We start from the raw sequence: 24,876 nt of genomic DNA on the forward strand, positions 1-24,876 counted from the left end.
TGAGAAAGGGAAACACTGTGCCGCACGCACGACAGTTCGACGTGACGGTGATGCTCGACTACTACGCCCCCTACGTCAGCGGCCTGACCGAGTCGGCGCGCCTGACCGCGGAGGGCCTGGCCCGCCGCGGCTGGCGGGTCGCGGTGGTCTGCGCCCGGCACGACCCGGCGCTACCCCGCCACGAGGTGCTCAACGGCGTCCACGTGTTCCGGGCGCCGGTGCTCGCCAGGGTCAGCCGCGGGTTCCTCAGCCCGGCGCTGCCGGTGCTGGCCGGCCGGCTCGCGGCCCGCTCCGACCTGCTGCACATGCACCTGCCCAACCCCGAGGCGGCGTTCGTCGCCGCCGCGCGCGGACGTGCCAAGCTCGTCGTCACCCACCACATCGACGCCTTCCTGCCCGACGGCGCGGTGAACCGCTTCGGGCTGTGGGCGGTCGACCAGGTGTGCAAGGTGGCGGTGCGCAAGGCCGACCTCGTGATCACCAACAGCGAGGTGCAGGCGCGAGGATCGCGGATCTGGCCCACCATCCGGCGCCGCGCCCTGCTGCCCATCCCGTCCCCGTGCGTGGACCGCTCCGGCGGCGCTCCCGTGCTGCGCGACGGGGACGGCCTGCACATCGGGTTCATGGGCCGGATCGCCGTGGAGAAGGGCATCGAGCACCTCATCCGCGCGTTCCGGGCGATCGACGACCCGGCCGCCCGGCTGCTGATCGCCGGCGGCGACCGGAACGTGGCCGGCGGCAGCAACATCGCCGAGCTGCGCCGCGAGGCCGCCGGTGACACGCGGATCCGGTTCACCGGGCTGCTGCGCGACCAGCAGGTGCGCGACTTCTACGCCTCCATCGACGTGTTCGCGCTGCCGTCGATCGCCGAGTCGTTCGGCATCGTGCAGGTGGAGGCGATGATGACGGGCGTTCCGCCGGTGGCCACCGACCTGCCCGGCGCGAACCACCCCGTGGCGGCAACCGGGTTCGGCCGGCTCGTGCCGCCGCGCGACCCCGTGGCGTTGCGGGAGGCACTGCTGGAGATGGCCGCCCTGCCCGCCGAGGACCGCGAGGCGGGCCGGGAGGCGGCGACGAAGCTGTTCGGTGGCGAGACCTCGCTGGACGCGCACGAAGAGGCGTTCCTGCGGCTGCTGAGCGGTCGGCGCTCGTGAGGCGGCTCAGCGACGGACCCGTTGTGCCCGAACAGGTCCGGCCCACACCCGAGAGCCGGCCACGGCGGTCGCGGCTGCCCGCGTGGCTGGTGCTGCTGCGGCCGCGCCAGTGGGTCAAGAACGTCTTCGTCCTGATCGTGCCGCTGGTCGTGGACCCGATCTCCTTGTGGCAGAACGGACTCGTGGCACTGTCCACAACGGCCACGTTCGTCGCCGCCTCCTCGGCGGTGTACGTCCTCAACGACTGGCTCGACCGGGAGAAGGACCGGCTGCACCCGGACAAGCGCCACCGGCCGGTGGCGAGCGGGCGGGTCAGCCCGCTGGGCGCGGTGCTGCTCGGCGTGGCGTGCGTGGCGGCGCTGCTGGGATGCGGTGCGCTGCTGCCGCCGCCGGTGCAGGCGACCGTCGCCGGGTACGTGGTGCTCAACCTGGCGTACTGCCTCAAGCTCAAGCATTACCCGCTGATCGACGTCAGCGTGGTCGCGGCCGGGTTCGTGCTGCGGGCCGTCGCGGGCTGCGTCGCGGTGGCGGCGCCGTTCAACCCCGCGCTGATCCTGTGCGTGTACTTCACCTGCTTGCTCATGTCGCTGGGCAAGCGCAGGCACGAGCTGGCCGGCGTCCGCGGCCTGGCCGTGGCGCAACGGCCCGCGCTCACCGGCTACTCGGTGCCGTTGCTGGACCAGCTCGTCGCCGTGCTGCTGGCCGCGACCCTGCTCAGCTACGAGATGTTCGTGCTGTCCGGGCCGGAGCCGCAGTCCGCGGTGCTCGCCGTCGTCACCGTGCCGTTCGTGGTCTTCGCGTTGTGCCGGTACGCGTACCTGCTGGCGGCGCAACGCGGTGGCGAGCCCGGCCAGGACGTGCTCACCGACGTGCCGCTGGTGGTCAACGCCGTGGTGTGGCTCGCGTGCCTCGCGCTGGGGAGGGTGCTGTGATGCGGGTCGTCATGGTGTCCACCGGTGCGCCGCCGGATCCGTTGGGCGGTATCGGGACCTACGTGGAAGGGCTGCTCGGCGGGCTCGCGTCGCGCGACGCCGAGGTCCACCTGGTGGGGGCGTCACGCCACCGCGGCCTGCCACCCGAAGCCGGGGACGGCCGGGTGACCGTGCACCGGGTGCCCACCGGGCTGCCGAGGACGCGGCTGGGCATGGCGATCGCGTTGGCACGGCTGAACCTCGCCGGTGTCCGGTACGTCGTGCGACTGCGGCCCGACGTGGTCGCCGTCCACGACTGGATGTGCGCGCCCGCCGGACTGGTCTGCGCACTGCTGCTGCGGTTGCCGGTGTGCTTCCACGTGCACTCCGCGGAGATCTTCCGCGGGGAGGGCGGCCGCGGCTTGGTCGCGTCCGCGGGACGGCTGCTGACCAGGGTGATGAGCCGGTGGGCGCGGCTGGTGGTCGTGCCCTCCCAGGACACCGTGGCCGCGGTGCCTTACCTCGCCGGCAACGCGGTGGTCGTGTCGCACGGTGCCGGTAAGGCGTGGCGGATGCCGTGCCCGGACGCCGCCGAGCGCGAGGTCGTGCGCAAGGACGTGCGGGCGCGCTACGGCCTGCCGGACGGGCGGCGGCTGGTGGTGTTCGCGGGCCGGTACGCGGCCCACAAAGGCGTGACCGAGCTCGTGGAGGCGATCGGCCGGATCCCGGACGTGACCCTCGTGCTGGCCGGGTCGGGCTGGCCGGAGATCGGGCCCGACGAGCGCCTGCACCGCCTGGTGGCACAGCTCGGACTGGGGGACCGGGTGCACGTGCTCGGCCGGTTCCTCGGCACCGGCGAGCTGCGTGACCACCTCGTGGCCGCCGACGTGTGCGCGTTCCCCTCGGCCTACGAACCGTTCGGCTTCGTCGCCCTGGAAGCCATGGCGTTGCGGGCGCGGACGGTCGTCGGGCCGGGTTTCGACGAGGCGGTGGTGGGCAGTGGGGAGGGCGCGTGCCTGCGCACCACCACGATGTCCGTGGACGAGCTGGCGGCCGCGGTCCTGCGCGCTCTCTCCGACGACGACCCGGAGCTGGGCGACCGCGCCCGCCGGTACGTCCTCGACCACCACTCCTGGGAGGCGGCCGCCGACCGCACGCTGCGGGTCTACGCCGAGGCGGTGCGCCGGTGACCGCGGTGGCGGCGCGCTCCTGGGCACCGGCCGGGCTTTCGGCCGGTGCGAGCGTGCTGGTCACGGTCGCCAGCCTGCTGATCGCCCGCTACGACGGCTTCGGCGTGTTCGGGGAGTTCGTCGCGGTGCAGGCGATCGGCGTGGTCCTCGGCATCCCGATGCTGTGGGGTGTGCACGTGGCCGCCAGCCGGGCGATGGCGGCCAGGTCCGACGACCGGGTGGTGACGGGGACGGCGCTGGCGTCCGTCACGACCGCGGCCGCGGTGACGGCTTTCGCCTACTGCGCTGTGCTTCTCGCCGTCTCGGCACCGGCGTTGCTGTGGCACGCGGCGGGGCTCGGCGCGTCGGCGGCGGCGCTGACGCTCGCGGAGTCGTTGCTGCGCATCCGGGACCGGCAGCTGCTCGCCTCCGGTTGGCGCCTCGCGCACGGACTCTCGTACCTGGCCGCGGTGCTGTCCGTCGTGGGGGAGGGGGATCCGGGCACGTACTCGGTCATGGTCACCGCGGCCAACACGCTCTGCGCGGCCGGCATGCTGGCCGGGTCGCGGTGCGTGCCGGGACGTCCCGACCCGGTGCTGGCGCGGACGTTCCTGCGCGAGGGCTGGGCCTACAGCACCGGCCAGTCGCTGCTGGCCCTGCTCTTCGCGTTCGACGTGATCCTCCTGGTGCAGGCGGCGGGCCCGGCGGCCGTGGCCGTCTACGCGCTCTACGTCGGCAGCTGCCGGCGGGTGATCGGCGTGCTGTTCACCGACTCGCTGGCCTCGGTGCTGATCGCCCTGCTGGCCCGGCGGAACCCGGCCACCGGCAGGCGTGCCGTCCTGCGGTACGCCCCGCGCGCCATCGCGTTGTCGGTGACCGGCGCGGTCGTGCTCGTAGTAGCGGGCCTGGCCGCCGCCGGCGCACTGCACCACCTGAACGCCGCACTCCTGGCGTTGACCGCAGTCGGCGCCACTGCCCATGCCCTGGTGGTCGTGCTGTTCTGCGTGGTCACAGTCCAGCCATCGCTCGGCCTGGCCCGCGTCCGCACCGCGCTGACCGCGGCGTTCGTGCCCGGACTGGCCCTGCAGGCCGCGGGCGGTGTGTTCGCCGGCGCGCCGGGCATGGTCGCCGCCTTCACATTCTGCAACGTCGCGCTGGGCTGGTGGTTCCTGACCGTCGTCCGGCAGACGCCGACCGTTCTCCCGACTCCTGCTACCGAGATGAGGTCTCGATGAAATCCGACCGCCCACTGACGCTGCTACCCAAGGACGGCCTCACCTCGACCAGCGACGTGGACCACCCCGGCTGGAACCACCTCCCGGTCCTTCGTGGCGTGCAACGGCTGCGGTTCCGGATAATCGTGGACCTGCTGGCCGGCACGAGGTTCCCGCGGCTGCTCGACATCGGTTACGGCAGCGGCGTGTTCCTGCCGGAGCTCGCCCGTCACTGCGACGACCTGCACGGCGTGGACCCGCACCCGAAGCGCGCCGAGGTGGAGGCCAACCTGGCCCGCCACGGCGTGAACGCGACCCTGGCCACCGCGAGCGTGGAGAACCTGCCCTACGACACGGGGTCGTTCGACTGCCTGGTGTCGGTGAGCACCCTGGAGTACGTGCCGGACATCGAGGCGGCGTGCGCGGAGATGCGCCGCGTGCTGCGGCCGGGCGGCACGCTCGTGCTCTGCACGCCGGGCACCGGCGCGCTGTGGAACGTCCCCCTCCGCCTGCTCACCCGGCAGGGCCCGAGCCAGTACGGCGACCGCCGCGAACGCCTGCAACCGGCACTGCGCAGCCACTTCCGGGTGAACCGCGAGATCAGGGTGCCGAACCTGGCCGCCGCCGCGGTGCGCCTCTACACGGGCCTGCGCCTGCACACCGGCTGACTTGCTCTTACCGAAGTGGAGGTCGTCCACACCCAGTTCGAGGTGCTGTTGAACGTGTCTCGGGTGTCGGTGATGAGGAAGAGGCGCCCGACACCGCGACGCGACAACTACCCGAGTCACGCGTCGACGGCGGTGCGCGGCATCTCAGCGAAGCTGTGGATGTTGCCGGCAAGGTCAATGCGCGCGTCGTCGAGTTCGTCCAACAGCCGAGCTCACCGTCCTCGCCCAGCCGCTCCAGTTTCCGCTTGTCGAATTCCGCCAGATAGCGGGCATAGCGCACCGTGCTCGGCTCCAGATCGGTGGAATGATTCGAGAGCTGCACGTGGCAGTTGTCGCCGCGGAAGTAGCGCAGATCCAGGTCGGAACGGTACTCGTCGCACGCGTGATTCAACACCCTCCGCCCCTGAATGATCGACCTCTTCGAGACCATGCCGGCGACGATCAGTCCAGGTGGCCGAGAATTCCGCAATGGTTCAACATTCTTGCCGAACAGGTTGACATATCGGAGGTCGATCGTTTGCTGCGAGAGAGCAGAACGAGGGCTAGCATCGAACGAGTGCGTGGTCGGGGTCGGGGAACTCCGGGTCGGGTCGAATGGACTGTGAACGCCGCGCGCTGACGTTCGGGGGAACGGTTTGTCTCAGCCTGGGGGAAGGGCGGAATTCGAGGAAACAGCCGTTGCGGAATCGCCTGTGGTGCGGGTGCCGGTGGAGTCGGTCAGCACCGGGGTGTCGCCTCGGCTCGGCGGAGAGGACCTGGAGCACGTGCGGGCGCTGGCGGCTCTCGAGGAGGAGCTGCCACCGATCACGGTGCTGCGGTCGAGCATGGAGGTGATCGACGGGGCGCATCGGCTGATGGCTGCGAGGTTGAAAGGTGATCCGCACATTGCGGTGCGGTTCTTCGATGGCACGGCGGAGGAAGCGTTCGTGCTGGCAGTGCGGCTGAACATCACGCACGGACTGCCGCTGTCGCAGCGGGATCGGCTGATCGCGGCACGGCGCATCGTGGCGTCGCACCCAGGTTGGTCCGACCGGAAGGTGGCCGCTGCGAGCGGGTTGTCGGCGAAGACCGTGGCGGCGTTGCGCGTCAGAGCCGGCAAAGCGGTGGAAACGAAAGTCGGGCTTGACGGCAGGGCGCGGCCCACGGATCCGGTGCGGCGCAGGGAACGGGCCGCGGAGCTGATCGAGGAACGGCCGAACGCGTCTCTGCGTCAGATCGCGGCGGAGGCGGGGATTGGGCTCGGTACCGCCAAGGACGTGCGGGACCGGCTGCGGCGCGGGCAGGACGTGGTGCCGCCCAAGCTGCGCGGTATCCGCGAGGCCACCTCGGCCCGGCACGACGAGCGGATCGAGGCCGCGGGGCCGAGATTCCACGAGGTGTTCGAGGTGCTCCGCAAGGATCCGGCACTGAGGTTGACCGAGGTGGGGCGGACAGTGCTGCGCATGCTCGCCGCGCACCGGGTCGAACAGGACCAGTTGCCCCGGCTCGCCGCCGAGATCCCGGTGCACGCCACGGGAAAACTCGTCCGTGCCGCGCGGTTGTGCGCACAGCTCTGGACGCAGTTCGGTGACGAGCTGGAGGACCGCGACAGCCAGGACGAGGCTTCCTGATGGCCGACGTCCGTTCAACTACTGACTATCCGCAGTTGAACCTACGTCAACGCCACGTTCCACGCGCACCCGCGACCGCGAATCCCGGGCCGAACGCGATGATCACGCCTTCCGTCCCCGTGGCCGGCGGTGCCTCGTGGGTGCGGCGAAGTACGTCGAGCACCGCGTTGCCGCCGAGATTCCCATTCTCCCGCAATGAGTCGAACGAGTGTCTGGCGTCTACGTGGCGCAGTTCGAGGGCGGCGGCTTGGGTGATGATGTGCGGGCCACCGGGGTGGATCACGCCGAACGACGGGCGCCGGTCGCCGAGCCACGCCAGCACACCGGGCAGCGCATCGGCGGCAGCCGCGACGGCCTTCTTGGTGGACTTGAAGTGCAGCCCGCCACTGTCGAGCTCGCCCCAGTAGCGGTCGGCAGAGTCCGGCAGCAGGAACTCGAGCGTTTCTTCGATCGCGAACCCGTTCTCCCGCAGTTCGCCGGTGACGACACAGGCGCCCGCCGAGTCGCCGAACAGGGCCTTGTAGATCATGCTCTCGATGGTGTCCTCGTCGCGGTGGTACACAGTGGACAGTGCTTCGGCCACGACCACGAGAACCGCGGCGCCGGGCCGGGAGTGCACCAGGTCGGTTGCGCGGACCAGTGCCTGCCCGCCACCCGCGCACCCGAGCGTGGTGATCGCAAAGCGCGCGACGTCCGGTCGCAGCCCCAACTCCTCGACGAGCCGGACGTCGAGGTTCGGGACGGCGAATGACGTGGTGTGGCTCGTGACCAGGCCGTCGACCTCGTCCGGGCGCAGTCCGGTGGCCTCCAGCGCGCGCCGTGCGGCATCGACCGCCATCTTGGCCGCGTCGGCGAACGCGAACCGGTTGCGCGCCTCGATCCCCGTCGTGCCGGCCACCTCGGTGAACGGCCTGGTGAAGTAGCGCTCGGACACCCCGCAACCGGTGATCACCCGCGTGATCGCGTCCAGTCGCGGGTGGTTCGGATGTCTTTCCCTGACATCGGCCAGGATTTCCTCGGTCGCTACTTTGTTCGCGGGCAGCACGACGACGGGTTTGGTGATGTGCGCGGTCAATTTATTCTCTCCCTGAGGGATTGCCGGAGATTTCAGCCTAGCGATCCAGGGTGTGTTCGATAAGTGCTGTTGCGAACCCGAAAATGTTCCGACAGGCTGCCGGGAGTCATCTCATGGGGGGAGTTGAGTTGATCTTGCGCAGGAAAGTCGTGGTCGTCGTTACGTTGCTGATCGCACTGGCGGGGAGCGCACATGTGCCGGCGGCGGCTCAGCACGAGCCCGACCAGCTGCTGCACTTCGTCACCAGGCCGGATCTGAAGGCGCCGCGGATAAATGTCCGCATCAGTACGGCCGGCACCGCCCCGGGTTATGTTTTCCTGGGCCCGAAGTCGGACACTTTCGTGTTGCCGCCGGCCTCGGTCCTCGGCGGCCCGGAAATCGTCGACAACACCGGTCAGCCGGTGTGGTTCCTGCCTCGTGGTGACGGAAACCTGATTCGCACCGCCGCTTTCGAGGCGCAGTCGTACCGGGGACGGCCCGTGCTGACGTGGTGGGAGGGCCTGCCCGTGCCGATCCACGAGATCGGTGCCCCGGTGTTCGGCAACTGGGTGATCATGGACGAGTCGTACCGCGTGATCGACAGGGTCAAGCCGGGCAACGGCATGGAGTTCGCCGACATGCACGACATGCGGATCACGCCGTGGGGAACGGCTCTGATCCTGGTCTACCGGATGGTGGCGCACAAGGACGGCGACACCATCCGGATGGTGCACGACAACGTCATCCAGGAAGTGCGCATCGGCACCCGCGAGGTGCTGTTCGAGTGGTCGGCGCTCGACCACATCGGGCTCGACGAGTCCACCATGCCCAGGCCGGACAACCCGTTGACGCCCTACGGCGCGGTGCACCTCAACTCGCTCTCGCTCGACACCGACGGCAACATCATCACGAGCGGCAGGCACACCAGCGCGGTCTACAAGATCGACCGGACGAGCGGCGAGATCATCTGGCGGCTGGGCGGCAAGCGCAGCGACTTCACCTTCGGGCCCGGTGCCGCGTTCGCCTGGCAGCACGACGCCGCGCGCGAAAGAGACGGCACGCTGTCGGTCTTCGACAACGCCTCCACCGGCGACGGCCCGCAGATCTCCCGTGGGCTCCTGCTGAACCTCGACGAGCCGCGCCGGACGGCGACACTCGCACGGTCGTACCCGAGCCCGGACGGACTGATGTCCGGCACGCAGGGCAGCGTGCAGGAACTCGGCAACGGCAATGTCTTCGTCGGCTGGGGATCGCACGGCACCTTCACCGAGTTCTCGCAGCGCGGCGAGGTCGTGTTCAACGCCTCCTTCGCCAAGCAACACCTGAACTCCTACCGCGCCTTCCGGTTGCCATGGGTGGGCAAGCCCACTGATCTCCCGGTCGCGGCCGGGCGGGGGAACACCGCGTACGCGAGCTGGAACGGTGCCACGGAGGTCGTTTCATGGAGGGTGCTCGCCGGTGCGGGCGCACAGTCGCTGGCTCCGGTCGCCACGGCGCCGAGGCGGGGTTTCGAGACCTCGATCCCGCTGCCGGGGCCTGCGGCCTACCTGGCCGTGCAGGCGTTGGACCGCAACGGTTCGGTGCTGGGAACGTCCCGGCCCGCGAAGACGGGGTGAGCGACAGTGCTGATCATCGGTGCCGGTTTCGGCAGGACGGGCACGCTGTCGGTCAAGGCCGCGCTGGAACGACTCGGGTTCGGGCCCTGCTACCACATGCTCACCGCGTTCGAGAAACCGGAACACCTCCGCTTCTGGAATGCGGCCCAGCGCGGCGAACCGGTGGAGTGGTCCTCGATCTTCGACAGCTACCGGTCCACTGTGGACTGGCCGGGGTGTGCGCATTGGCGGGAACTGGTCTTCCGGTACCCGGCCGCCAAGGTGGTGTTGACGGTCCGGGATTCGGAGCGCTGGTACGAGAGTTTTCGCGAGACCCTCGCGCCGCTGTGGTCGGCGGACGGTGGTTCCGAGGATCCGGACTTCCTCGCGTACCTGGAGCTCGTGCACCGCATCTCGTCCCACACGTTCGGCGGGCGGCTCGACGACAAGGCTCACGTCATGTCGGTGTTCCAGCGGCACAACGAGGCGGTGGCTGCCGCCGTGCCTGCGGAGAGGTTGCTGGTCCACGAGGTGCAGCAGGGCTGGGCGCCGTTGTGCGAGTTCCTCGGCGTGCCCGTGCCGGAGGAGGAGTTCCCGCATCTCAACGACAGGGTGAGCTTCCTTGAGATGGTCCGTCACCGCCTCGCCACCTGAGTCACCGCGGTGTTCGGCCTGCTGCTGCTTCATCGCCGGCGGTACTCACCCGGCCTGGGCTATGCCGATCAGCCGTCGCTGGTGCAGTCGCTCGCGTGGCGATGAGCCTGATGGACGACGTGCCTGTGGTGCTGCGGCCGCCATTGCCCTTCGAGTGGCCGACCGGCCACGACCGGACGTTCGTCGTGGTGCACGACGAAAGCACATGGACCGCAGACAGGCGGAGAAGGAGCGAGAGTGAAGGGAACGACAGTCTGGATCACCGGGCTACCCGCGTCCGGGAAGTCCTCGGTGGCAGGTGCTCTGGCCGGGGCACTGGCCGTGCACGGTCGGCAGGCCGTTCTGCTGGACGGTGACGAGCTGCGCCGGGGGTTGAACGCCGACCTCGGGTTCGGGAAGGCCGACCGGGCCGAGAACGTGCGCAGGGTCGGCGAGGTCGCGAAGCTCTTCGCCCTGGCCGGAGTGGTCGCGATCGTCGCGGCCATCAGCCCCTACCGCGGCGGACGGGATGGCGTGCGGTCGGCGCACGCGGCGGCGGGCGTAGGGTTTCTGGAGGTCTTCATGGACACGCCCGCCCGGCTCTGCGAGGAGCGAGACCCGAAGGGGCTCTACGCACGAGCCCGCGCGGGCGAACTGCCCGGCTTCACCGGGATCGACGATCCCTATGAACGACCGGCGAACCCGGACCTCGTGCTGACACCGGAGATGGGCGACAGCGCGGAGCTGGCGCGCCTGATCTCGGTGCTGCTCGACCGCGCGGAGGCAGCCTGTGTCTGATCTCGAGGTCGCCGTCAACATCAACCCGCGCTCGATCGGCGAGGCGATCCGCTGGGGCCGCCTGTTCGACGGCTACGGGGTGGCCAGGCTCGGCGTGTGGGACTCTCCGGCCGCGGTGCCCGAATGCTGGACGATGCTCGGTGCGCTGTCCCAGCACGTCACCCGGGTGCCGCTCGGAGTGAGCGTCACCAACCCGGTGACCAGGCATCCGGCCGTGACCGCGAGCGCGGTCGCCGGACTGGCCGGGGAAGCGGCCGCCGGCGTGTTCCTCGGGATCGGCACCGGCGACAGCGGTGTCTACAACCTCGGTGGACGGGCCGCGACTCTGCGCGACCTGCGTGCGTATGTCCAAGCGGTGCGGCAGTTCCTGGACAGGCGAGGGAACACCGTCAAAGTCCTCGTGGCGGCGCACGGGATGCGGTCGCTGGAGCTCGCGGCCGAGATCGGCGACGGCGTGATCGTCGGCCTGGGGCACAGCGAGGAGGTGGTCGCGGCGGTCACCGCGGTGACCGGCCACGACGTCGAGGTCTGGTGGAACACCGGCACGATCACCGTCGATCCCGACGGTGAGAGGGCCGAGACGGCCGGCGGCTGGGTGCTCGCGTCGCTCGCGCACCACTTCACCCGGTTTGGCCTGGAGTCGAAGCTCGTGCCCGCCGGACTGCGGTCCGGCGTCGAGCAGCTGGGCGCGCTGTACGACCTGTCCCGGCACGGCGTCCAGACCGAGGAGAGCAAGCGGCGTTACGTCGAGGCCGCGAAGAGGCTCGGCGTGTGGGACCACCTCGCGGACCGGTTCCTGATCGCGGGCACCGAGAGCGAGGTCGTCAAGCGGCTCGACGAGCTCAGCGCGCGGGGCGTGCGGCGGCTGGAGATGGGCACCGCGAACGGCCAGGACGCGGCGGCGGCGGTGCTGAGCCTGATCTCGAGGAGGGCGCGTGAGCGCTGACGATCACGTCTTCGCGGCCCGGCTCGCCGGGGAGTGCGGCCGGCTGCTTCGCGTACTGCGCCGGGACACGGGTTTCGCCGATCCCGAGCGGCTGCGGCGCCTTGGTGACCGGCGGTCGCACGAGGCGTTGATGGAAGGGTTCCACGAACATCGGCCCGAGGACGCCGTGCTCTCGGAGGAAGGTGCCGACGACCCGAAGCGCCTTGTCAGTCAACGGGTCTGGATCGTCGACCCGCTCGACGGCACCCGCGAGTTCGCCGAGGAGGGCCGTACCGACTGGGCCGTCCACGTGGCGTTGTGGGAACGCGGCGAGCTCACCGCGGGCGCCGTGGCCATCCCGGCGAGGGACGTCGTCCTCTCCACCGCACAGCCGCCGGCGCCTCCCGTGGGTGCGGAACGGCTGCGCATCGCGGTCAGTCGCACGAGACCGCCGGCGCTCGTGCACACGTTGGCCCGGTTGCTGGACGCCGAGCTGGTGCCGCTGGGATCGGCCGGTGTCAAGACGTCAGCGGTGGTGCGGGGCGAGGTCGACGCCTACGTGCACGCGGGCGGCCAGTACGAATGGGACTCCGCGGCACCGGTGGCGGTCGCGATGGCGGCAGGGTGCCACGCGTCCAGGCTGGACGGCTCACCGCTGCGGTACAACCGCGAGAATCCGTGGCTCCCAGACCTGGTCGTCTGCGGCGCACGCCACCGCGACCGGCTGCTGTCCGCGATTCGATCGGTCACCGAGGAGTGCTGAAGGCCGAACGGGGACTATTCCTGATTGACTGGAATTGGGTCGCGGTACGTCGGTTGCCAATGATTCCGGCGCGTGCGGTCAATGACCGGACCAATTGGTGGTGGCAGACTGAACGGGAGTTGCGCCACTCAGGGGGGAACTTGTCGATGAAGCAGGATACCCGTGTGCTTCTGCCGGTGTTCTGCGGCTCGCAGCTGGACGTAGCGCTGGCCGTGGTCGATTTTGTGCACGATTCGGTCAGAAAGACCGTTTGGCCCGCCGACCGGATCAGGGAATCGTATCTGCGTCGATCGGTCAGCGAGATTCTCGCCGACGGCGACACGATGGTGTTCGGCCCGTGCCCCGATCGGACGTTCGTCGCATCATGCCTGCTCGGCGCGCACGGCATCGATCACGTGCTGATCTACCACGAGCGCAGGGTCCCGGGCTACGGGCCGTCGACCGCGCATCTCGCGCTGGAGACGACCCTGGACGGCACCGGGTTCATGATGGATTTCGGTACCAGGGAATCGCGGTTGATACCCGGTGGATACCACTTCACCGAAGAGCTCGAGGAGACCATCGCGCTCAAGCGAATTCCACTCCGGTCGTTCGACCCGGATGGCGTCGCGCCCTATCAGCTGTTGCAGCACGTGGTGTCCGACAAGATCGATCCGGAGCTCAAGCTCGACTGGTACGCGAAACAGTCGCGCAATTTTCGTCCGGACGCGCTTCGGGACAGACTTGCGCTGGATCAGCGGTACAGTGTCTACCACGAGCTATAGCGCGGAGGATACGTGCGGTGACGGTCGCGTACAGAGTCGAGAACCTGGTGAAGCGATATCCGCGGCAGGACGTTCTCGCCGTCGACGGGATGAGCTTCGAGATCGCCGAAGGAGAGATATTCGGGCTGCTGGGGGACAACGGCGCGGGAAAGACGACGCTCGTGCGTCAGCTCGTAGGGCTGCTGCGGCCGACGTCGGGCCGCATCGAGCTGTTCGACAGGGACGTGGTCAAGGACGCGAGTTTCGTCGCCACGGTGATCGGTTACATGCCGCAGAGCACGTCGGCGCTCAACCGGCTGACCGTCGGCGAGGCCGTGTACTTCTCGGCGCACCTGCGCGGCATGTCCCGCGGGGATGCCCGCCGTGAACGGGACGAGCTGCTCGAACTCTGGCGCATCGCGGAGATCAGGGACAAAGTCTCCACGAACCTGTCCGGTGGCCAGCGCAGGCTGCTGCAGTTGGCGGTGGCGACGGCGGGCAGGGCACCTGTGCTGATCCTGGACGAGCCGACCAACGACCTCGACCCGGTCAACAAGAAGCACGTCTGGGAGGTCCTGCGGGACTTCAACCAGCGGCGCGGGACGACGATCGTGCTCGTGACGCACGACGCGGTGGAGGCGGAGAAAGCCATCCAGCGCGTGGGCATCGTGCAGCGCGGACGATTCACCGCGCTCGGCACGCCGGCCCAGCTGAAGGCGGAGATCGCGCAGAAGCTCAAGGTACACCTGGCGTTTCCGCCCGACGACCCGCCGGCGCTGCCATTCGGCGTTGTGCCGCAAGAGGAATCAGACGGCTCCTGGCTGCTGATGCTCGACCGGGACGAGGCCGCCGAACTTCTCGGCAAGCTCGACCTGCGCAAGATCACCGACATCCGGATGACGTCGACGACCCTCGAGGACCTGTACCTCCACTATGCCTCCTAGTCTTCAGCGGCCGAGACCGCACATCCAGTTCACCGACCTGTTCCTGATCCAGCTCTCCAACTTCCGCTGGTCGTGGCGCGGCCAGGTGGTGACCGGCATGCTGGCGCCGGTGCTCGCCACCGCGGCGCTCGGCGCGTTCGCCGGCCGGGACCAGCAGAGCCTGACGTACGTGCTGTGCGGCAGCATCGTGCTGTCGCTGATGTTCCAGAACCAGAACAACGTCGCGGCCAACTTCGGCTACATGAAGGCCATGGGGACGCTGGACTTCTTCGCGACGCTGCCCGTGCACAGATCGCTGGTCATCCTGGCCACGGTGCTCGCGTTCTTCGTGCTCTCGATCCCGTCGCTGGTCGCCACGGCCGTGCTGGGAACGGTGATCCTCGGCGTGCCGCTGATGATCAGCCCGCTTGTGCTGCTGGTCGTGCCGCTGTGTGTGCTGCCGATGGCCGGGATCGGTGCGTTGATCGGCATCACGGTCCGCTCGCCGGCCGAGGCCGGTTCGGTCAGCATGCTGATCACGCTGCTGTTGCTGTTCATGGGCCCGGTCGTCCTGCCGCCCGATCGGTTGCCGGACTGGATGCTCGGCGTGAGCCACTTCAGCCCGACGAGTTATGCGGCGTCCGCGATCCGGCAGGTCGTGATCGGCCCGGTCACCGGGCAGGTGTGGCTGGACCTGGCCGCCCTCGCGCTGGTCACCGCCGTGACGTTGTGGGGAGTCGGGCACAAGCTGCCGTGGCACCAGAAGTAGGAACGTTGCCGACTCGTCGATTCGGGGGAACGACGCATGATCATCGAGACGGGAAGCACACGGACGCGCCTGGCTCTGGGGGTGCTGTTCGGGCCGGATCTCGCCGAGACCGCCGATCCCGCGCTGATCGAGTGGATCGAGCGGCGGCCGCACCAGTGGCGGCAGGCGGTGCGGGTGCTCTGGCACGCGTCAGGCCGTCCCGGTGCGGAAGCCGGGCTTCCCGCCGCGCCGCCGCATCCGCAACCGCGAACGCCGCCGGAACCGGAACCGGCGCTGCTCAGCCGGGTCCTCGTCGAGACGCGACCTCCTGAGACCACAGTGGACTGGCGCGGCCGGACGGTGCTGGTGCTGGGCGACGGAGCCGACCTGGCGATCGCGGTCGACAACGCGCTGCGGGCCGCGGGCGCGCGCACGGAATCCGTGACGTTGCGTGAAACCGTGCGGCTGCACGTGAACGAGCGGGCGGGGCAGGTGATGACCGCGGCTGAGCTAGCCAAGCGCCTGCACGACGAACCGCAGCCGGACTGGTTGTTCCTGCTCACCAGCCGCACCACGCCGAGGTCGACGAACATCGGTCCGGTCGACGCCGTCCACGTTCGGGCGGCCATGGGCGCCTTGCGCGAAGTTCTCGCCGCCAGGAAGGGCGGCCTGACCGCCGCCGTGACCGCGCTCGACGGCAGGTTCGGCGAGACGGGTACGGTACCGCTGGACCCCGTCGCCGGCGCGATGGCCGGTCTGCTGCGCGGGCACACGCAGAGCCGGGTGCTGGACGTCGCGCCCTCGGTCGGGGTCGACGAGGTGGCCCGTGGGCTGCTCGCGTTCGTCGACGGGACACCGGACCACCGCGAACTCGGCTTCGACGGCGCGACCTGGGTGACGCCGGCGTTCACGCCCGCCCGGCTCGGCGAGAAGACGGGTCTTCCGCTCGAACCGGGATCGACGGTGATCGCCGCCGGTGGCGCGCGAGGGCGGGCGGCCGAGGTGCTCGCCGCCATGGCGGCGGAGGTGCCGTGCCGGTACGTGCTGCTCGGCCGGACACCGCTGGTCAACATCTACGCCACGCTCGGTGTCGGTGACCGCGACTACGTGCTGTCGATGAGTGCGGAGGAGTTCGAAGAACACCGCATCCGTCAGCGCGAGTCGCTCAAGGCGAACTCCCCGGACTTCTCGGAGGAGGAGTTCGAGGCGTACTGGGCGCGGCTGTCCCGCAGTCTCGACGTGATGCGCACGATTGGCCGGATGCGCGATGCGGGCGCACAGGTCGAGTACGTCCAGCAGGACGTCACCGACTCGCACGCCGTCCGGCGGCTCGGGCAGGAGCTCAGGTCGCGCGGACTGCGGATCCACGGGCTGGTGCACGCCGCCGCGCACGGCGACGAGTCGGACGCCGAGGCGTGGGACCGCACGATCGCCACACGGATCAACGGCTTCTACCACTTGGCCCCGTTGCTGGACGACCAGGTGCGGCTCGTGGCGCTGCTCGGTTCCTCCTCCGGAGGTAGCGCGGAATCCGCGGGCAGCGGGTTCCTGGTACCGCTGGCGGACCGGCTCGCCGCCGAGTTTCCACAGGCGCGGGTTCGTTCCGTGCACTCCGCCGCGGCGTCCGTGATCACGGCGGCGCTGCGGTCACCTCAGGCCCCGCGAACGCTGGTGGAGCGGGCAGGCCGTTGACAGGCCGGACACATGCGGTGCGGCGCGAAGCCGCACCGCGGACCGGTCGCGTCCACATCAGACAGGGGGACAGCTGACATGACTGGGGGGAACGGTCCCGCGTGGCGATCGCCGAACGTCTTGGTGATCGGCGTGGGACCACACGCGAGGCGCAACCACCTGCCGGTGCTGCTCGACGAGCAACGCGCGGGCCGGCTCGGCACGATCATCGGCGTTGACCTCGTGGACACGCAGGAGATCAACGACGAGTACGTGCGGTCGACCGGCTCGTCCGCGTTCTCGATGGTGTACCTGAAGAAGTCCGACACCGGCAGGGCGACGCTGCCGCCCTCCGCCGAGCGCCTGCTCGACGGGTTCGTCGCGCGGTACGGCATCCGGGGCGTGGTCGTCGCGACCGAGCCGAGCTTCCACCTGGCATACGCGAAGTGGGCGCTGGATCGCGGCCTGAGCGTCCTGATGGACAAGCCGGTCTCCGCACGGGTCAACGCGTCGCTGGACGAGGACCAGGCAGGGCTGCTCCTCGACGACTACGACGAGTTGATGCGCTGCTACGCGGAGGCGAAGCTCCGCAACCCCGGCGTGGTCGTGAGCATGATGTCGCAGCGCCGCTACCACCCCGCGTTCCGCACCATGCGGTCGCTGGTCAGCGAGGTGGCCGAGATGACGAACTGCCCGATCACGTCCATCCAGTCGTTCCACAGCGACGGGCAGTGGCGGATGCCGGCCGAGCTGGTGGACATCGGGTACCACTCGTACGACCAGGGCTACGGCAAGGCCTCACACTCCGGCTACCACTTCCTCGACATCGTGCCGTGGCTGCTGGAGGCGGCCGAGGCGCCTGGCAAGGAGCTCGACGAGGTCGAGGTGTTCGCCAACGTCGTACGGCCCAGAGACCTGTTGCGGCAGCTGGACTTCGACGACTACCGCAAGATCTTCGCCGACTTCGACGAACACAACCGCTACAGCGCTTCGGACCTGTGGCGCCGGGTGCGTCATCACGGCGAGGTCGACGTGTTCGTCTCGCTCGCCTTCCGCAGCGCCGGGCGCACGATGACGCTGGGCTCGGTCAACCTGGTGCACAACGGGTTCTCGCAGCGCGGCAGCGTGCTGGCGAACCGGCTCGACCTGTACAAGGGCAACGGCCGGGTGCGCCACGAGAGTCACGTCATCGAGCAGGGCCCGTTCCAGGCGATCTACTTCCAGAGCTACCAGGCCCGTGACGGCGTGGCCGGTGCGGACCCGGCGGGCGTGGGCGGGGATCGGCACGTGGACGTGCACGTCTTCCGTAACCGGGCGCTGTTCCCGGCGTGGGAGAGCCACCAGCACCTGCGGCTCGAGGACATGGATGGCGGACTGTCGTCCGTGCGCGGCCACCAGGAGAACGCCCGCAGGCACTCGATGGAGGAGTTCCTCTCGCACCTGCGCGGCGACGGCTTGCCCGTGACGTCCGATCTGGTCGAGCACCGCCGTGGCTGCGTGCTCATGGCGGGCGCGTACCTGTCGGCCGCACGCCGGCGCCGCAGTGGGGATCCGGTGGTGTGCCTGGACTTCCGCCGCGATCGAGAGATCCAGCCGGCGCGCGGCGGCGTGGCCTGCCCCCTGCCCGAACGCGTGGAGGGCTGAGATGGCCGTGGTGACGCCCGCGCTGCTCGACCTGTGCGCGCCGCACGTCGGCGGGGTTCAGGACGTCGAAGAGTTGGCCGGCGGCAACGTGAGCCACGTGTACCGGGTGCGGGGGCCGCGCGGGGTGGTGATCCTCAAAGTGCGCGGCTCGTGGTTCGCGCGGATCCCGGACGTGCCGACCGATCCCGCGCTGATAGGCGTGGAACGCGCCGCGCTGGCCGTGTTCGGTGCGGCCGTGCCGGACGTGTTTCCCGAGGTGCTGGAGTTCGACGAGGAGCGGCACGCGTTGGTGCTGAGCGAGATCTTTCCCGCGGGTGGGTCGTTCGAGGACGCGTTGCGGCTCGGCCCCGCCACACCGGCGCAGGCGCGGCGGCTGGGCGAGGTACTGGGCGACGTGCACGCGGCGACCAGGTCGATCACGACACCGATCCGCCCGGACGGCGATCTCGCGTTCCGCGACCACCAGCTGTGGTACTGCCTGGAGAGCAGCGGTCATCCGGCACTGCTGGAGTGCAGCGCGCACCTGAAGTCCCTGCCGGACAACGACCTGGTGCTCGGCGACGTGGCGCCGAAGAACATGAGCGTCAGCGCGGACCGGGTGGCGATCTGCGACCTGGACACCGTTCACCGCGGCAGCCATTGGTACGACGTCACGTTCGTGCTGGCGCACCTGTTGCTGCACCACCTCAGGGCGCCGAAGGCGTTCCGGCCGCTGTCCGCGGAGTTTCTCGCCGGCTACCGGTCGCGCAACTCGCTGCCAGAACTCGCCGCGTCGATCCGGACGAGGCTGGTCATCGGGTTCTGCCTGTACCGCCTGGTGAACGAGCTGGTGCCGTACCGGCTCGAGCTGAACGCCGCACAACGGGCCGCCTGGCGCGAGCGGTTCCTCGTGGTGTTGGACCGGTCGAACCCGGAGGTGAGCTGAGGTGCACGTCCCGATCGACGAGGTCAGGCAACTCATGGCAGCGGTGTGCACCGGCGCCGGAATGTCCGAGGTGGAATCCGGCGCGGTGGTGGACCACTACCTGGACGGTGAGCTGCGGGGCAAGACCTCGCACGGTGTAGCCAAGTTCTGCTTCGAGAGCCAGTTCTTCGCGACGAGAGCCGGCAGGCCGTTCGTGGTGGAGGACTTCGGCGCGGTCGCGGTGGTCGACGGCAACCGCGAGGTGGGGCCGTTGAGCGTCGGGTTCGCGGTCGACATCGTGATCGAGAAGGCGCGGCGGTTCGGGATCGGTCTGGTGGGGATGAACAACACCCAGCGGCACGGGGCGTTGGGGTACTGGACGCGCCGCATCGCCGAGCAGGGACAGCTGGGCGTCGTGATGAACACATCGACCGCGGACAGCACGGTCGTCGGCGCGACGCGGCCGTTCCTCGGGGTCAACCCGCTGAGTTTCGCGTTCCCCGCCGAGGGCGGCGCCATCGTCGCGGACCTGTCCACGACGGTGGCGCCGATGGGACGGCTGTGGGAGGCCAGGCGCGGGAACGGCGGACTGGAGAACGGGCAGTTCGTCGACGCGAACGGCAGCTTCACCACGGACCCGGAGGAGGCCGTCGCCGCGGTGATCTTCGGCGGGCACAAGGGGTTCGCCCTGTCGTTGCTGGTCCAGCTGCTGACCGGGTCGGTGTTCGGGTTCCCGATGGGTGAGCGAATCGAGTCCCTGCTCGACACCGGGTACGCGTTCATCGCGGTGGACCCGTCGTTCGGTGGTGAGCGGAAGACGTTCGTCGACGAGAACTCCGCGCTCGTGCGGGCGCTGGCCTCCGTGCCGATGCAGGACGGAGGCACCCTGCGGTTGTTCGGCAGGGAGAGCGATGCGGTGAAGGCCACGGCGCTCGCGGACGGCCGGATCCACCTGGGGACCGGTGTCTTCGAACGGCTGCGCTCCAGTGCGGGCCGGTCATGAGGCTCGCCGACGGGGTGGACGACACGACAGCGCGGAAGGTCCTGATGCGCCACGGCTTCGCTGTGCCGGACGTCCAGAAGCTGGCGGTGGACCAGAGTCCGTTCGCACGCCGGATTCCCACTCGGCGCGTGGCGTTGCGCCGGGGCGTGACCCTGGAAGCCCGCACGATCGAACTGGGTGGCGGGCACTTCACGAACTCGTACACCCTGCGCGCGGCGCAGGACTCCGGGTACGTCCTGGACACCGTGAGCGACAGCAGGGGTTTCCATCTGCGCGACGCCCTGGTCGATCCAGCGGCCGTGGGGGCGATCAACGGCTCGTTCACCTTCATCTCGGACGACCCCGACTATCAGCCCGCTGAGCCGCACTTCGACCTGTGCGTGCGTCACTGTGTGGTCGCCGGGCTGCCTTCGGCGACGAAACCGGCCTTGCTGGTCCACGGCTCCTCGTCGACCGCGCGGACGGTCAGGGCGAAGGGCGTGATCCGGGTGGGCTCGGACGTACTGCCGTGGGCGGGTGCGAAGGAGCCAGGCGGGCGGGTACTCGTGTTCAACGCCGCGAACTGCCGGGTCAAGTACCTGGACTCCGATGTCACGGCGTTCCAGCGGATCGTCGAGCCCGCCACGAACACGACACCGGGTGCCGCATCCGCCGTGGACGCGGTGGTGGCGGTACGGCCGGACGGCCACGCGGTGATTACAGCACTCGTGCCGGGCGGAGGCGCTGACCTGTTCGCCGGCAGCTACGTCCTGCGGGCGCATGAGCAGGACGCGCGGGAGTGGCGGGTCGGCGATCGTGTTGTGCCGCTGACCGTCGACGGTACGGATCTCCGTGCACTGAGCTCGGCGACCTCGCTCGGGCCGTCTGTTGCCGATGCCGTTGTACCGCAGCGAATCGCGAACGCCTACGACGACTCGCTCGGCGTGTCGCCGTTCCGCGGCGTCCGGTATCCGAGGTCGCTCGTCTACGGCACCGGCGACGGTGCGGTGCACCTTCGAATCTTCGACGGCGCGCCGCTGACGTCGCACTTTCAGGGCCTGACGCCCGGTGAGGTCGTCGAGGTGCTCGCGGAGGAGGGCCACGACCTGCGCTGGGCGTTCCACCTCGACGGCGGGCAGTCCTCGAAGCTCGCGTACCGGCACGACGGCGGGACCGAGGTTGCGGGGAGCCTGCACTACCTGGTGTGGCCCCAGAAGAACGAGACGCGATTCCGGTGGAACGGGCTCGCCGGCCGGGTACTGGCGTCCTGCCTGGTCCTGAGGGAGGCAGGCTGATGCTCGAAGAGGCGAAGGCGGTGGTGGAGCGGTTGCAGGGCGAACCCGTCCGGGTGGCCGTCCACCAGCCCGCGTACCACCCGAACATCTACTACTTCCGCAAGATGCTCGCGAGCGACGTGTTCGTGTCGCTCGACACCGTGCAGTTCGCGGACCGCGATTGGCAACACCGCCAGGAGTTCTTCTACGAGGGACGGCGACGGTGGCTCACCGTGCCGGTAAACAACGGCAGGGAGTCCATCGACCGCAAGCGGGTCGTGGATCACGGCCGGTTGGCGGCGCACTGGCGGATCATCGCGCAGGCGTACGCGAAGGCGCCGTACTTCGAGATGTACCGGGAGGAGCTGGCCGGGGTGTACCGGCAGCCGTGGACGTCGTTGCGGGATCTGTGCGAGGAGATCGTGGCGTTCGCGCGGCGAGCGCTGGGTGTGGAGACGCCGGTCGTGCGGGCGAGTGACTGCTTCGACGGATCGGCGAGCAAGGGAGAGTTGCTCGCCGAGCTCGTGTCGAGGGTGGCCGGGCTTGGTGAGCCGTCACGGGTCGTGTACCTGGTCTGCGCGCACCCGATTCGGCCGGACCACTACATCAACCAGCGGCACCACGGGAATGCGTTGTCGGAGCGGGAGAAGCTGGAGGCACGGGGCATCGAGGTCGGTGCGTTCCACTACCGGCATCCGGTGTACCCGCAGGCCAACGTGCCGGCGGAGGTGGGGTTCCAGCGCGAGCTGTCGATCGTCGACCTGATCTTCAACGTCGGACCGGACGCGCGGACGGTGCTGGACCTGTCGCGGGTGCGCGATGACTGACCTGACGGTGCTCGCGATCGCGGCGCGGGCCGGTGACGCCGAGCTGGGCATGGGCATGCGGCTGCGGTGGTACGCCGACCGAGGTGCGGCCGTGCACGTTCATTGCCTCGCCGGTGAACCGGACGCCGACTGGAGGACGGCGAGCGTCCACCTCGGACTGAAGGACTACACGTTCTCCGGTGTCAGGCCGGGATTCGCCGGGTACCGAGGCCTGATCAACGCGGAGTTGTTCCGGGTGGTTCCGAAGTTGCGGCCCGACGTGGTGTACGGCGTGTTCCCCGGAGACCACGAGCAGGACCGCCGGATCGCGGGCGACGAGACGGAAGTGGTGGCGATGCGGGAGGTCCGGGACATCAGGTCCTTTCGCTGCGGGCCCGCGGACGGATTCCGGCCGAACCTGTTCTTCTTCGGTGACGACGAGCTCATGGCGGCGAGGCGGACCGCGCTCACCGCGTTGGGGCGAGATGCCGACGAGGAACTGGCCCGGGTCGCGTACCGCGAGCACGTCCACCACCGCGTGATCGAACGCATGGCCGCGCAAGACGCTTTCGCCGAGATGTTCACGGTCTCGCGCGCAATCGAGGGGAGAAGACGATGACGCTCAGGTTCCACTGGTTCCTGCCGACCGCCAGTGACGGGAGGTCTCTGCTTTCCGGCACGCACCGGACCCACGGGCGGGACGCGGACAGCATGGACGTGGCCGGCGCGGACCGCTACCGCGAACCGGACATCGAGTACCTCGCGCAGATCGCCCGGTCCGCCGAGCAGATGGGATTCGAGGCGATCCTCACGCCCACCGGGACGTGGTGCGAGGACGCGTGGTTGGTCACCGCCGCGCTCACCAGGGAGACGGAGCGCCTCAAGTTCTTGGTGGCGTTCCGGCCCGGCTTCGTCTCGCCGACGCTCGCGGCCCAGATGGCGGCCACCTACCAGCGCCTGTCCCGTGGCCGGCTGGTGCTCAACGTGGTGACCGGCGGAGAGTCCGACGAGCAGGCCAGGTTCGGAGACCACCTGTCGAAGGACGAGCGCTACGCGAGAGCGGGGGAGTTCCTGGCGATCATGCGCGGTGCTTGGACAGGCGAGCCGTTCGACTACACGGGCAGCTATTACGACGTGCGAGGGGCTACGGTGTCGCGGCCGCCCTCTCCGGTGCCGGAGCTGTACTTCGGCGGGTCGTCCAGCGCGGCGGGCGTGGTCGCGGCCGAGCACGTGGACACCTACCTCACCTGGGGAGAACCACCCGGTCAGGTGGCGGCGAAGCTCGACTGGATCCGTGAGCTCGCCGAGGAGCGCGGTCGCAAACTGCGGTTCGGGATCCGGTTCCACGTCGTCACGCGCGACACGTCCGAGGCGGCCTGGGCCGAGGCGGAACGGCTGATCGCGGGGCTCGAGACGGAGAAGGTCGCGAGCGTGCAGCGGATCCTCGCGGCCAGCGAGTCGACGGGCCAGGCCCGGATGCGGTCGCTGCACGAAGGGTTCCGCAGCGGCGGCGACCAGCGCGACCTGGAGATCTATCCGAACGTGTGGGCCGGCGTGGGGCTGTTGCGCGGAGGAGCAGGCACGGCGCTGGTCGGCAGTCACCGCGAGGTGGCCGACCGGATCGCCGAGTACGCGGAGCTGGGCATCGACGAGTTCATCCTGTCCGGCTTCCCGCATCTGGAGGAGACGTACTGGGTCGGCGAAGGCGTGCTGCCGGAGCTGCGCCGACGTGGTCTGGCCGCCGAGGTGGGCCACTGACTGTCGGTTCTATGGGGGAGAAATGTCTGCGAAAACTTGGGGGACTTGTATTCCGCTGGCGCGCGCCGGCCGTGCGGAACCACTCGTGCGCACGACCGAGCTGGGCAGTATCACCGTGCACCAGGTGGTGCTCGCGTCCCATCCGCACGTGGTATTCGCACAACCGGGGCATCACGCGTTGGTGCTGAGCGCTTCCGGCGTCGTCGTTGTGGAACGCGAGGGCCACGAGGTGCTGGTGAGCGACGAGGGGCTCGCGCTGTCCGACGTGCGGCGCTCGTTGGCGATTCGCCCGTGCACGTCCGGGGCTGAGGCGTTGGTGATGGTGTTCCCGAACTCGGCCGCGCCGCTGCTGCCGCCGCCTGCTCCTGTCGCGCGGCACGAGGTCTGCGATCTGACCGGTCCGGGAGCGTTGCTGTGCGACCTGCTGGCCGGGGCGACGGTCGCGGCCTCACAGCTGCACGTGTCGGAGGCCGCGCGGATCGGGGATGCCGCGCTGCACCTCGCGACCGGTGTGCTGGAGCGGCACTTCTCCGGACCCGGAGACGGCGTCGTCTCGCACCAGCACGAACTGCTGACGCGGATCCGCGGTTACGTCGACCGGCACCTCGGCGACCACACGCTGACACCGAGCAGAGTGGCTGCGGCACATCACATCTCCGTGCGTTACCTGCAGCGGCTGTTCAAGATCGACGGTTGCACGCCGTCGGGCTGGATCCGTGCGCGCCGGTTGGAGATCTGCCGGCGAGAACTGTCCGACGAGGCATTGCGAGGTCTGTCGATCCGGGAGATCGGGCTGCGCAACGGTTTCCCGCAGGCGTCGGACTTCAGCAGGGCGTTCCGCGCCGAGTACGGCAGGCCGCCCGGTCAGTTCCGCGACGAGCTGCTCTCGACCGGGACGTGAGTCGGCAACCAAGCGGTCGCCTCAGGCC

At 69.6% G+C, this 24,876-nt stretch carries 24 protein-coding genes; 23 read left to right on the forward strand and 1 reads right to left on the reverse strand.

Annotation, left to right across the window (positions count from 1 at the left end; translation table 11 throughout):
* Window positions 1-17 precede the first annotated feature (17 nt).
* The 6 genes from ACRSBM_RS16310 (at window position 18) to ACRSBM_RS16335 (ending at window position 6,726) form a co-directional block, all read left to right on the forward strand.
* Complete coding sequence (locus ACRSBM_RS16310) at window positions 18-1,154, forward strand: glycosyltransferase family 4 protein (RefSeq protein WP_434444245.1); 1,137 nt, start codon at window positions 18-20, stop codon at window positions 1,152-1,154.
* Window positions 1,151-2,086, forward strand: coding sequence for a UbiA prenyltransferase family protein (locus tag ACRSBM_RS16315; protein WP_434444246.1), 936 nt, complete (start codon window positions 1,151-1,153; stop codon window positions 2,084-2,086). Before ACRSBM_RS16310 ends, ACRSBM_RS16315 begins: the two co-directional genes overlap by 4 nt.
* A complete protein-coding gene (locus tag ACRSBM_RS16320) occupies window positions 2,086-3,255 on the forward strand; it encodes a glycosyltransferase family 4 protein (protein WP_434444247.1) in 1,170 nt (389 codons plus the stop codon). The genes ACRSBM_RS16315 and ACRSBM_RS16320 overlap by 1 nt, the downstream gene beginning before the upstream one ends.
* Window positions 3,252-4,469, forward strand: coding sequence for a hypothetical protein (locus tag ACRSBM_RS16325; protein ID WP_434444248.1), 1,218 nt, complete (start codon window positions 3,252-3,254; stop codon window positions 4,467-4,469). The genes ACRSBM_RS16320 and ACRSBM_RS16325 overlap by 4 nt, the downstream gene beginning before the upstream one ends.
* Window positions 4,466-5,116: a class I SAM-dependent methyltransferase gene (locus ACRSBM_RS16330; RefSeq protein ID WP_434444249.1), complete on the forward strand. Its 651-nt coding sequence runs from the start codon at window positions 4,466-4,468 to the stop codon at window positions 5,114-5,116. Before ACRSBM_RS16325 ends, ACRSBM_RS16330 begins: the two co-directional genes overlap by 4 nt.
* 692 nt (window positions 5,117-5,808) lie before the next feature.
* Window positions 5,809-6,726 carry a streptomycin biosynthesis protein gene (locus ACRSBM_RS16335; RefSeq protein ID WP_434444250.1) on the forward strand — a complete coding sequence of 306 codons (918 nt, stop codon included), beginning with the start codon at window positions 5,809-5,811 and terminating at the stop codon, window positions 6,724-6,726.
* 46 nt (window positions 6,727-6,772) lie between these two features.
* Here ACRSBM_RS16335 and ACRSBM_RS16340 read toward each other — a convergent pair whose 3' ends face one another.
* Entirely contained in the window at window positions 6,773-7,801 is a 1,029-nt protein-coding gene (locus ACRSBM_RS16340; RefSeq protein WP_434444251.1) for a hypothetical protein, read from the reverse strand.
* Window positions 7,802-7,929: 128 nt separating this feature from the next.
* Here ACRSBM_RS16340 and ACRSBM_RS16345 point away from each other — a divergent pair, with 128 nt between their 5' ends.
* From ACRSBM_RS16345 to ACRSBM_RS16425, 17 genes are all read left to right on the forward strand, one after another.
* Window positions 7,930-9,396, forward strand: a complete 1,467-nt coding sequence (locus ACRSBM_RS16345; RefSeq protein ID WP_434444252.1) for an arylsulfotransferase family protein — start codon at window positions 7,930-7,932, stop codon at window positions 9,394-9,396.
* Window positions 9,397-9,402: 6 nt separating this feature from the next.
* On the forward strand, window positions 9,403-10,029 hold the full coding sequence (locus tag ACRSBM_RS16350; RefSeq protein WP_434444253.1) for a sulfotransferase family protein: 627 nt from the start codon (window positions 9,403-9,405) through the stop codon (window positions 10,027-10,029).
* 237 nt (window positions 10,030-10,266) lie between these two features.
* Window positions 10,267-10,806, forward strand: coding sequence for an adenylyl-sulfate kinase (gene cysC, locus ACRSBM_RS16355; RefSeq protein ID WP_434444254.1), 540 nt, complete (start codon window positions 10,267-10,269; stop codon window positions 10,804-10,806).
* The gene (locus ACRSBM_RS16360) at window positions 10,799-11,752 is read left to right on the forward strand and encodes an LLM class flavin-dependent oxidoreductase (RefSeq protein ID WP_434444255.1); all 954 of its coding nucleotides are present in this window, start codon (window positions 10,799-10,801) and stop codon (window positions 11,750-11,752) included. The genes cysC and ACRSBM_RS16360 overlap by 8 nt, the downstream gene beginning before the upstream one ends.
* The gene (locus ACRSBM_RS16365; RefSeq protein WP_434444256.1) at window positions 11,742-12,494 is read left to right on the forward strand and encodes a 3'(2'),5'-bisphosphate nucleotidase CysQ; all 753 of its coding nucleotides are present in this window, start codon (window positions 11,742-11,744) and stop codon (window positions 12,492-12,494) included. Before ACRSBM_RS16360 ends, ACRSBM_RS16365 begins: the two co-directional genes overlap by 11 nt.
* Before the next feature lie 146 nt (window positions 12,495-12,640).
* A complete protein-coding gene (locus ACRSBM_RS16370) occupies window positions 12,641-13,258 on the forward strand; it encodes a hypothetical protein (protein WP_434444257.1) in 618 nt (205 codons plus the stop codon).
* 17 nt (window positions 13,259-13,275) lie between these two features.
* Window positions 13,276-14,181, forward strand: a complete 906-nt coding sequence (locus ACRSBM_RS16375; RefSeq protein WP_434444258.1) for an ABC transporter ATP-binding protein — start codon at window positions 13,276-13,278, stop codon at window positions 14,179-14,181.
* Window positions 14,171-14,929 carry an ABC transporter permease gene (locus tag ACRSBM_RS16380; protein WP_434444259.1) on the forward strand — a complete coding sequence of 253 codons (759 nt, stop codon included), beginning with the start codon at window positions 14,171-14,173 and terminating at the stop codon, window positions 14,927-14,929. The genes ACRSBM_RS16375 and ACRSBM_RS16380 overlap by 11 nt, the downstream gene beginning before the upstream one ends.
* A 36-nt stretch (window positions 14,930-14,965) precedes the next feature.
* Window positions 14,966-16,600, forward strand: coding sequence for a KR domain-containing protein (locus tag ACRSBM_RS16385; protein WP_434444260.1), 1,635 nt, complete (start codon window positions 14,966-14,968; stop codon window positions 16,598-16,600).
* 78 nt (window positions 16,601-16,678) lie between these two features.
* Window positions 16,679-18,223, forward strand: coding sequence for a Gfo/Idh/MocA family oxidoreductase (locus tag ACRSBM_RS16390; protein ID WP_434444261.1), 1,545 nt, complete (start codon window positions 16,679-16,681; stop codon window positions 18,221-18,223).
* 1 nt (window position 18,224) lies between these two features.
* A complete protein-coding gene (locus ACRSBM_RS16395) occupies window positions 18,225-19,148 on the forward strand; it encodes a phosphotransferase family protein (RefSeq protein WP_434444262.1) in 924 nt (307 codons plus the stop codon).
* Between the two features lies 1 nt (window position 19,149).
* Window positions 19,150-20,130: an Ldh family oxidoreductase gene (locus ACRSBM_RS16400; RefSeq protein WP_434444263.1), complete on the forward strand. Its 981-nt coding sequence runs from the start codon at window positions 19,150-19,152 to the stop codon at window positions 20,128-20,130.
* A complete protein-coding gene (locus tag ACRSBM_RS16405) occupies window positions 20,127-21,404 on the forward strand; it encodes a phosphodiester glycosidase family protein (protein WP_434444264.1) in 1,278 nt (425 codons plus the stop codon). The genes ACRSBM_RS16400 and ACRSBM_RS16405 overlap by 4 nt, the downstream gene beginning before the upstream one ends.
* Window positions 21,404-22,210: a WbqC family protein gene (locus tag ACRSBM_RS16410; RefSeq protein WP_434444265.1), complete on the forward strand. Its 807-nt coding sequence runs from the start codon at window positions 21,404-21,406 to the stop codon at window positions 22,208-22,210. Before ACRSBM_RS16405 ends, ACRSBM_RS16410 begins: the two co-directional genes overlap by 1 nt.
* Entirely contained in the window at window positions 22,203-22,808 is a 606-nt protein-coding gene (locus tag ACRSBM_RS16415) for a hypothetical protein (RefSeq protein WP_434444266.1), read from the forward strand. Before ACRSBM_RS16410 ends, ACRSBM_RS16415 begins: the two co-directional genes overlap by 8 nt.
* A complete protein-coding gene (locus ACRSBM_RS16420) occupies window positions 22,805-23,947 on the forward strand; it encodes an LLM class flavin-dependent oxidoreductase (protein WP_434444267.1) in 1,143 nt (380 codons plus the stop codon). Before ACRSBM_RS16415 ends, ACRSBM_RS16420 begins: the two co-directional genes overlap by 4 nt.
* Before the next feature lie 85 nt (window positions 23,948-24,032).
* A complete protein-coding gene (locus tag ACRSBM_RS16425) occupies window positions 24,033-24,848 on the forward strand; it encodes an AraC family transcriptional regulator (protein WP_434444268.1) in 816 nt (271 codons plus the stop codon).
* Window positions 24,849-24,876: the final 28 nt, after the last annotated feature.

It is taken from the genome of Lentzea xerophila, from assembly GCF_051094245.1.
GTDB classification, from domain to species: Bacteria; Actinomycetota; Actinomycetes; order Mycobacteriales; family Pseudonocardiaceae; genus Lentzea; species Lentzea xerophila.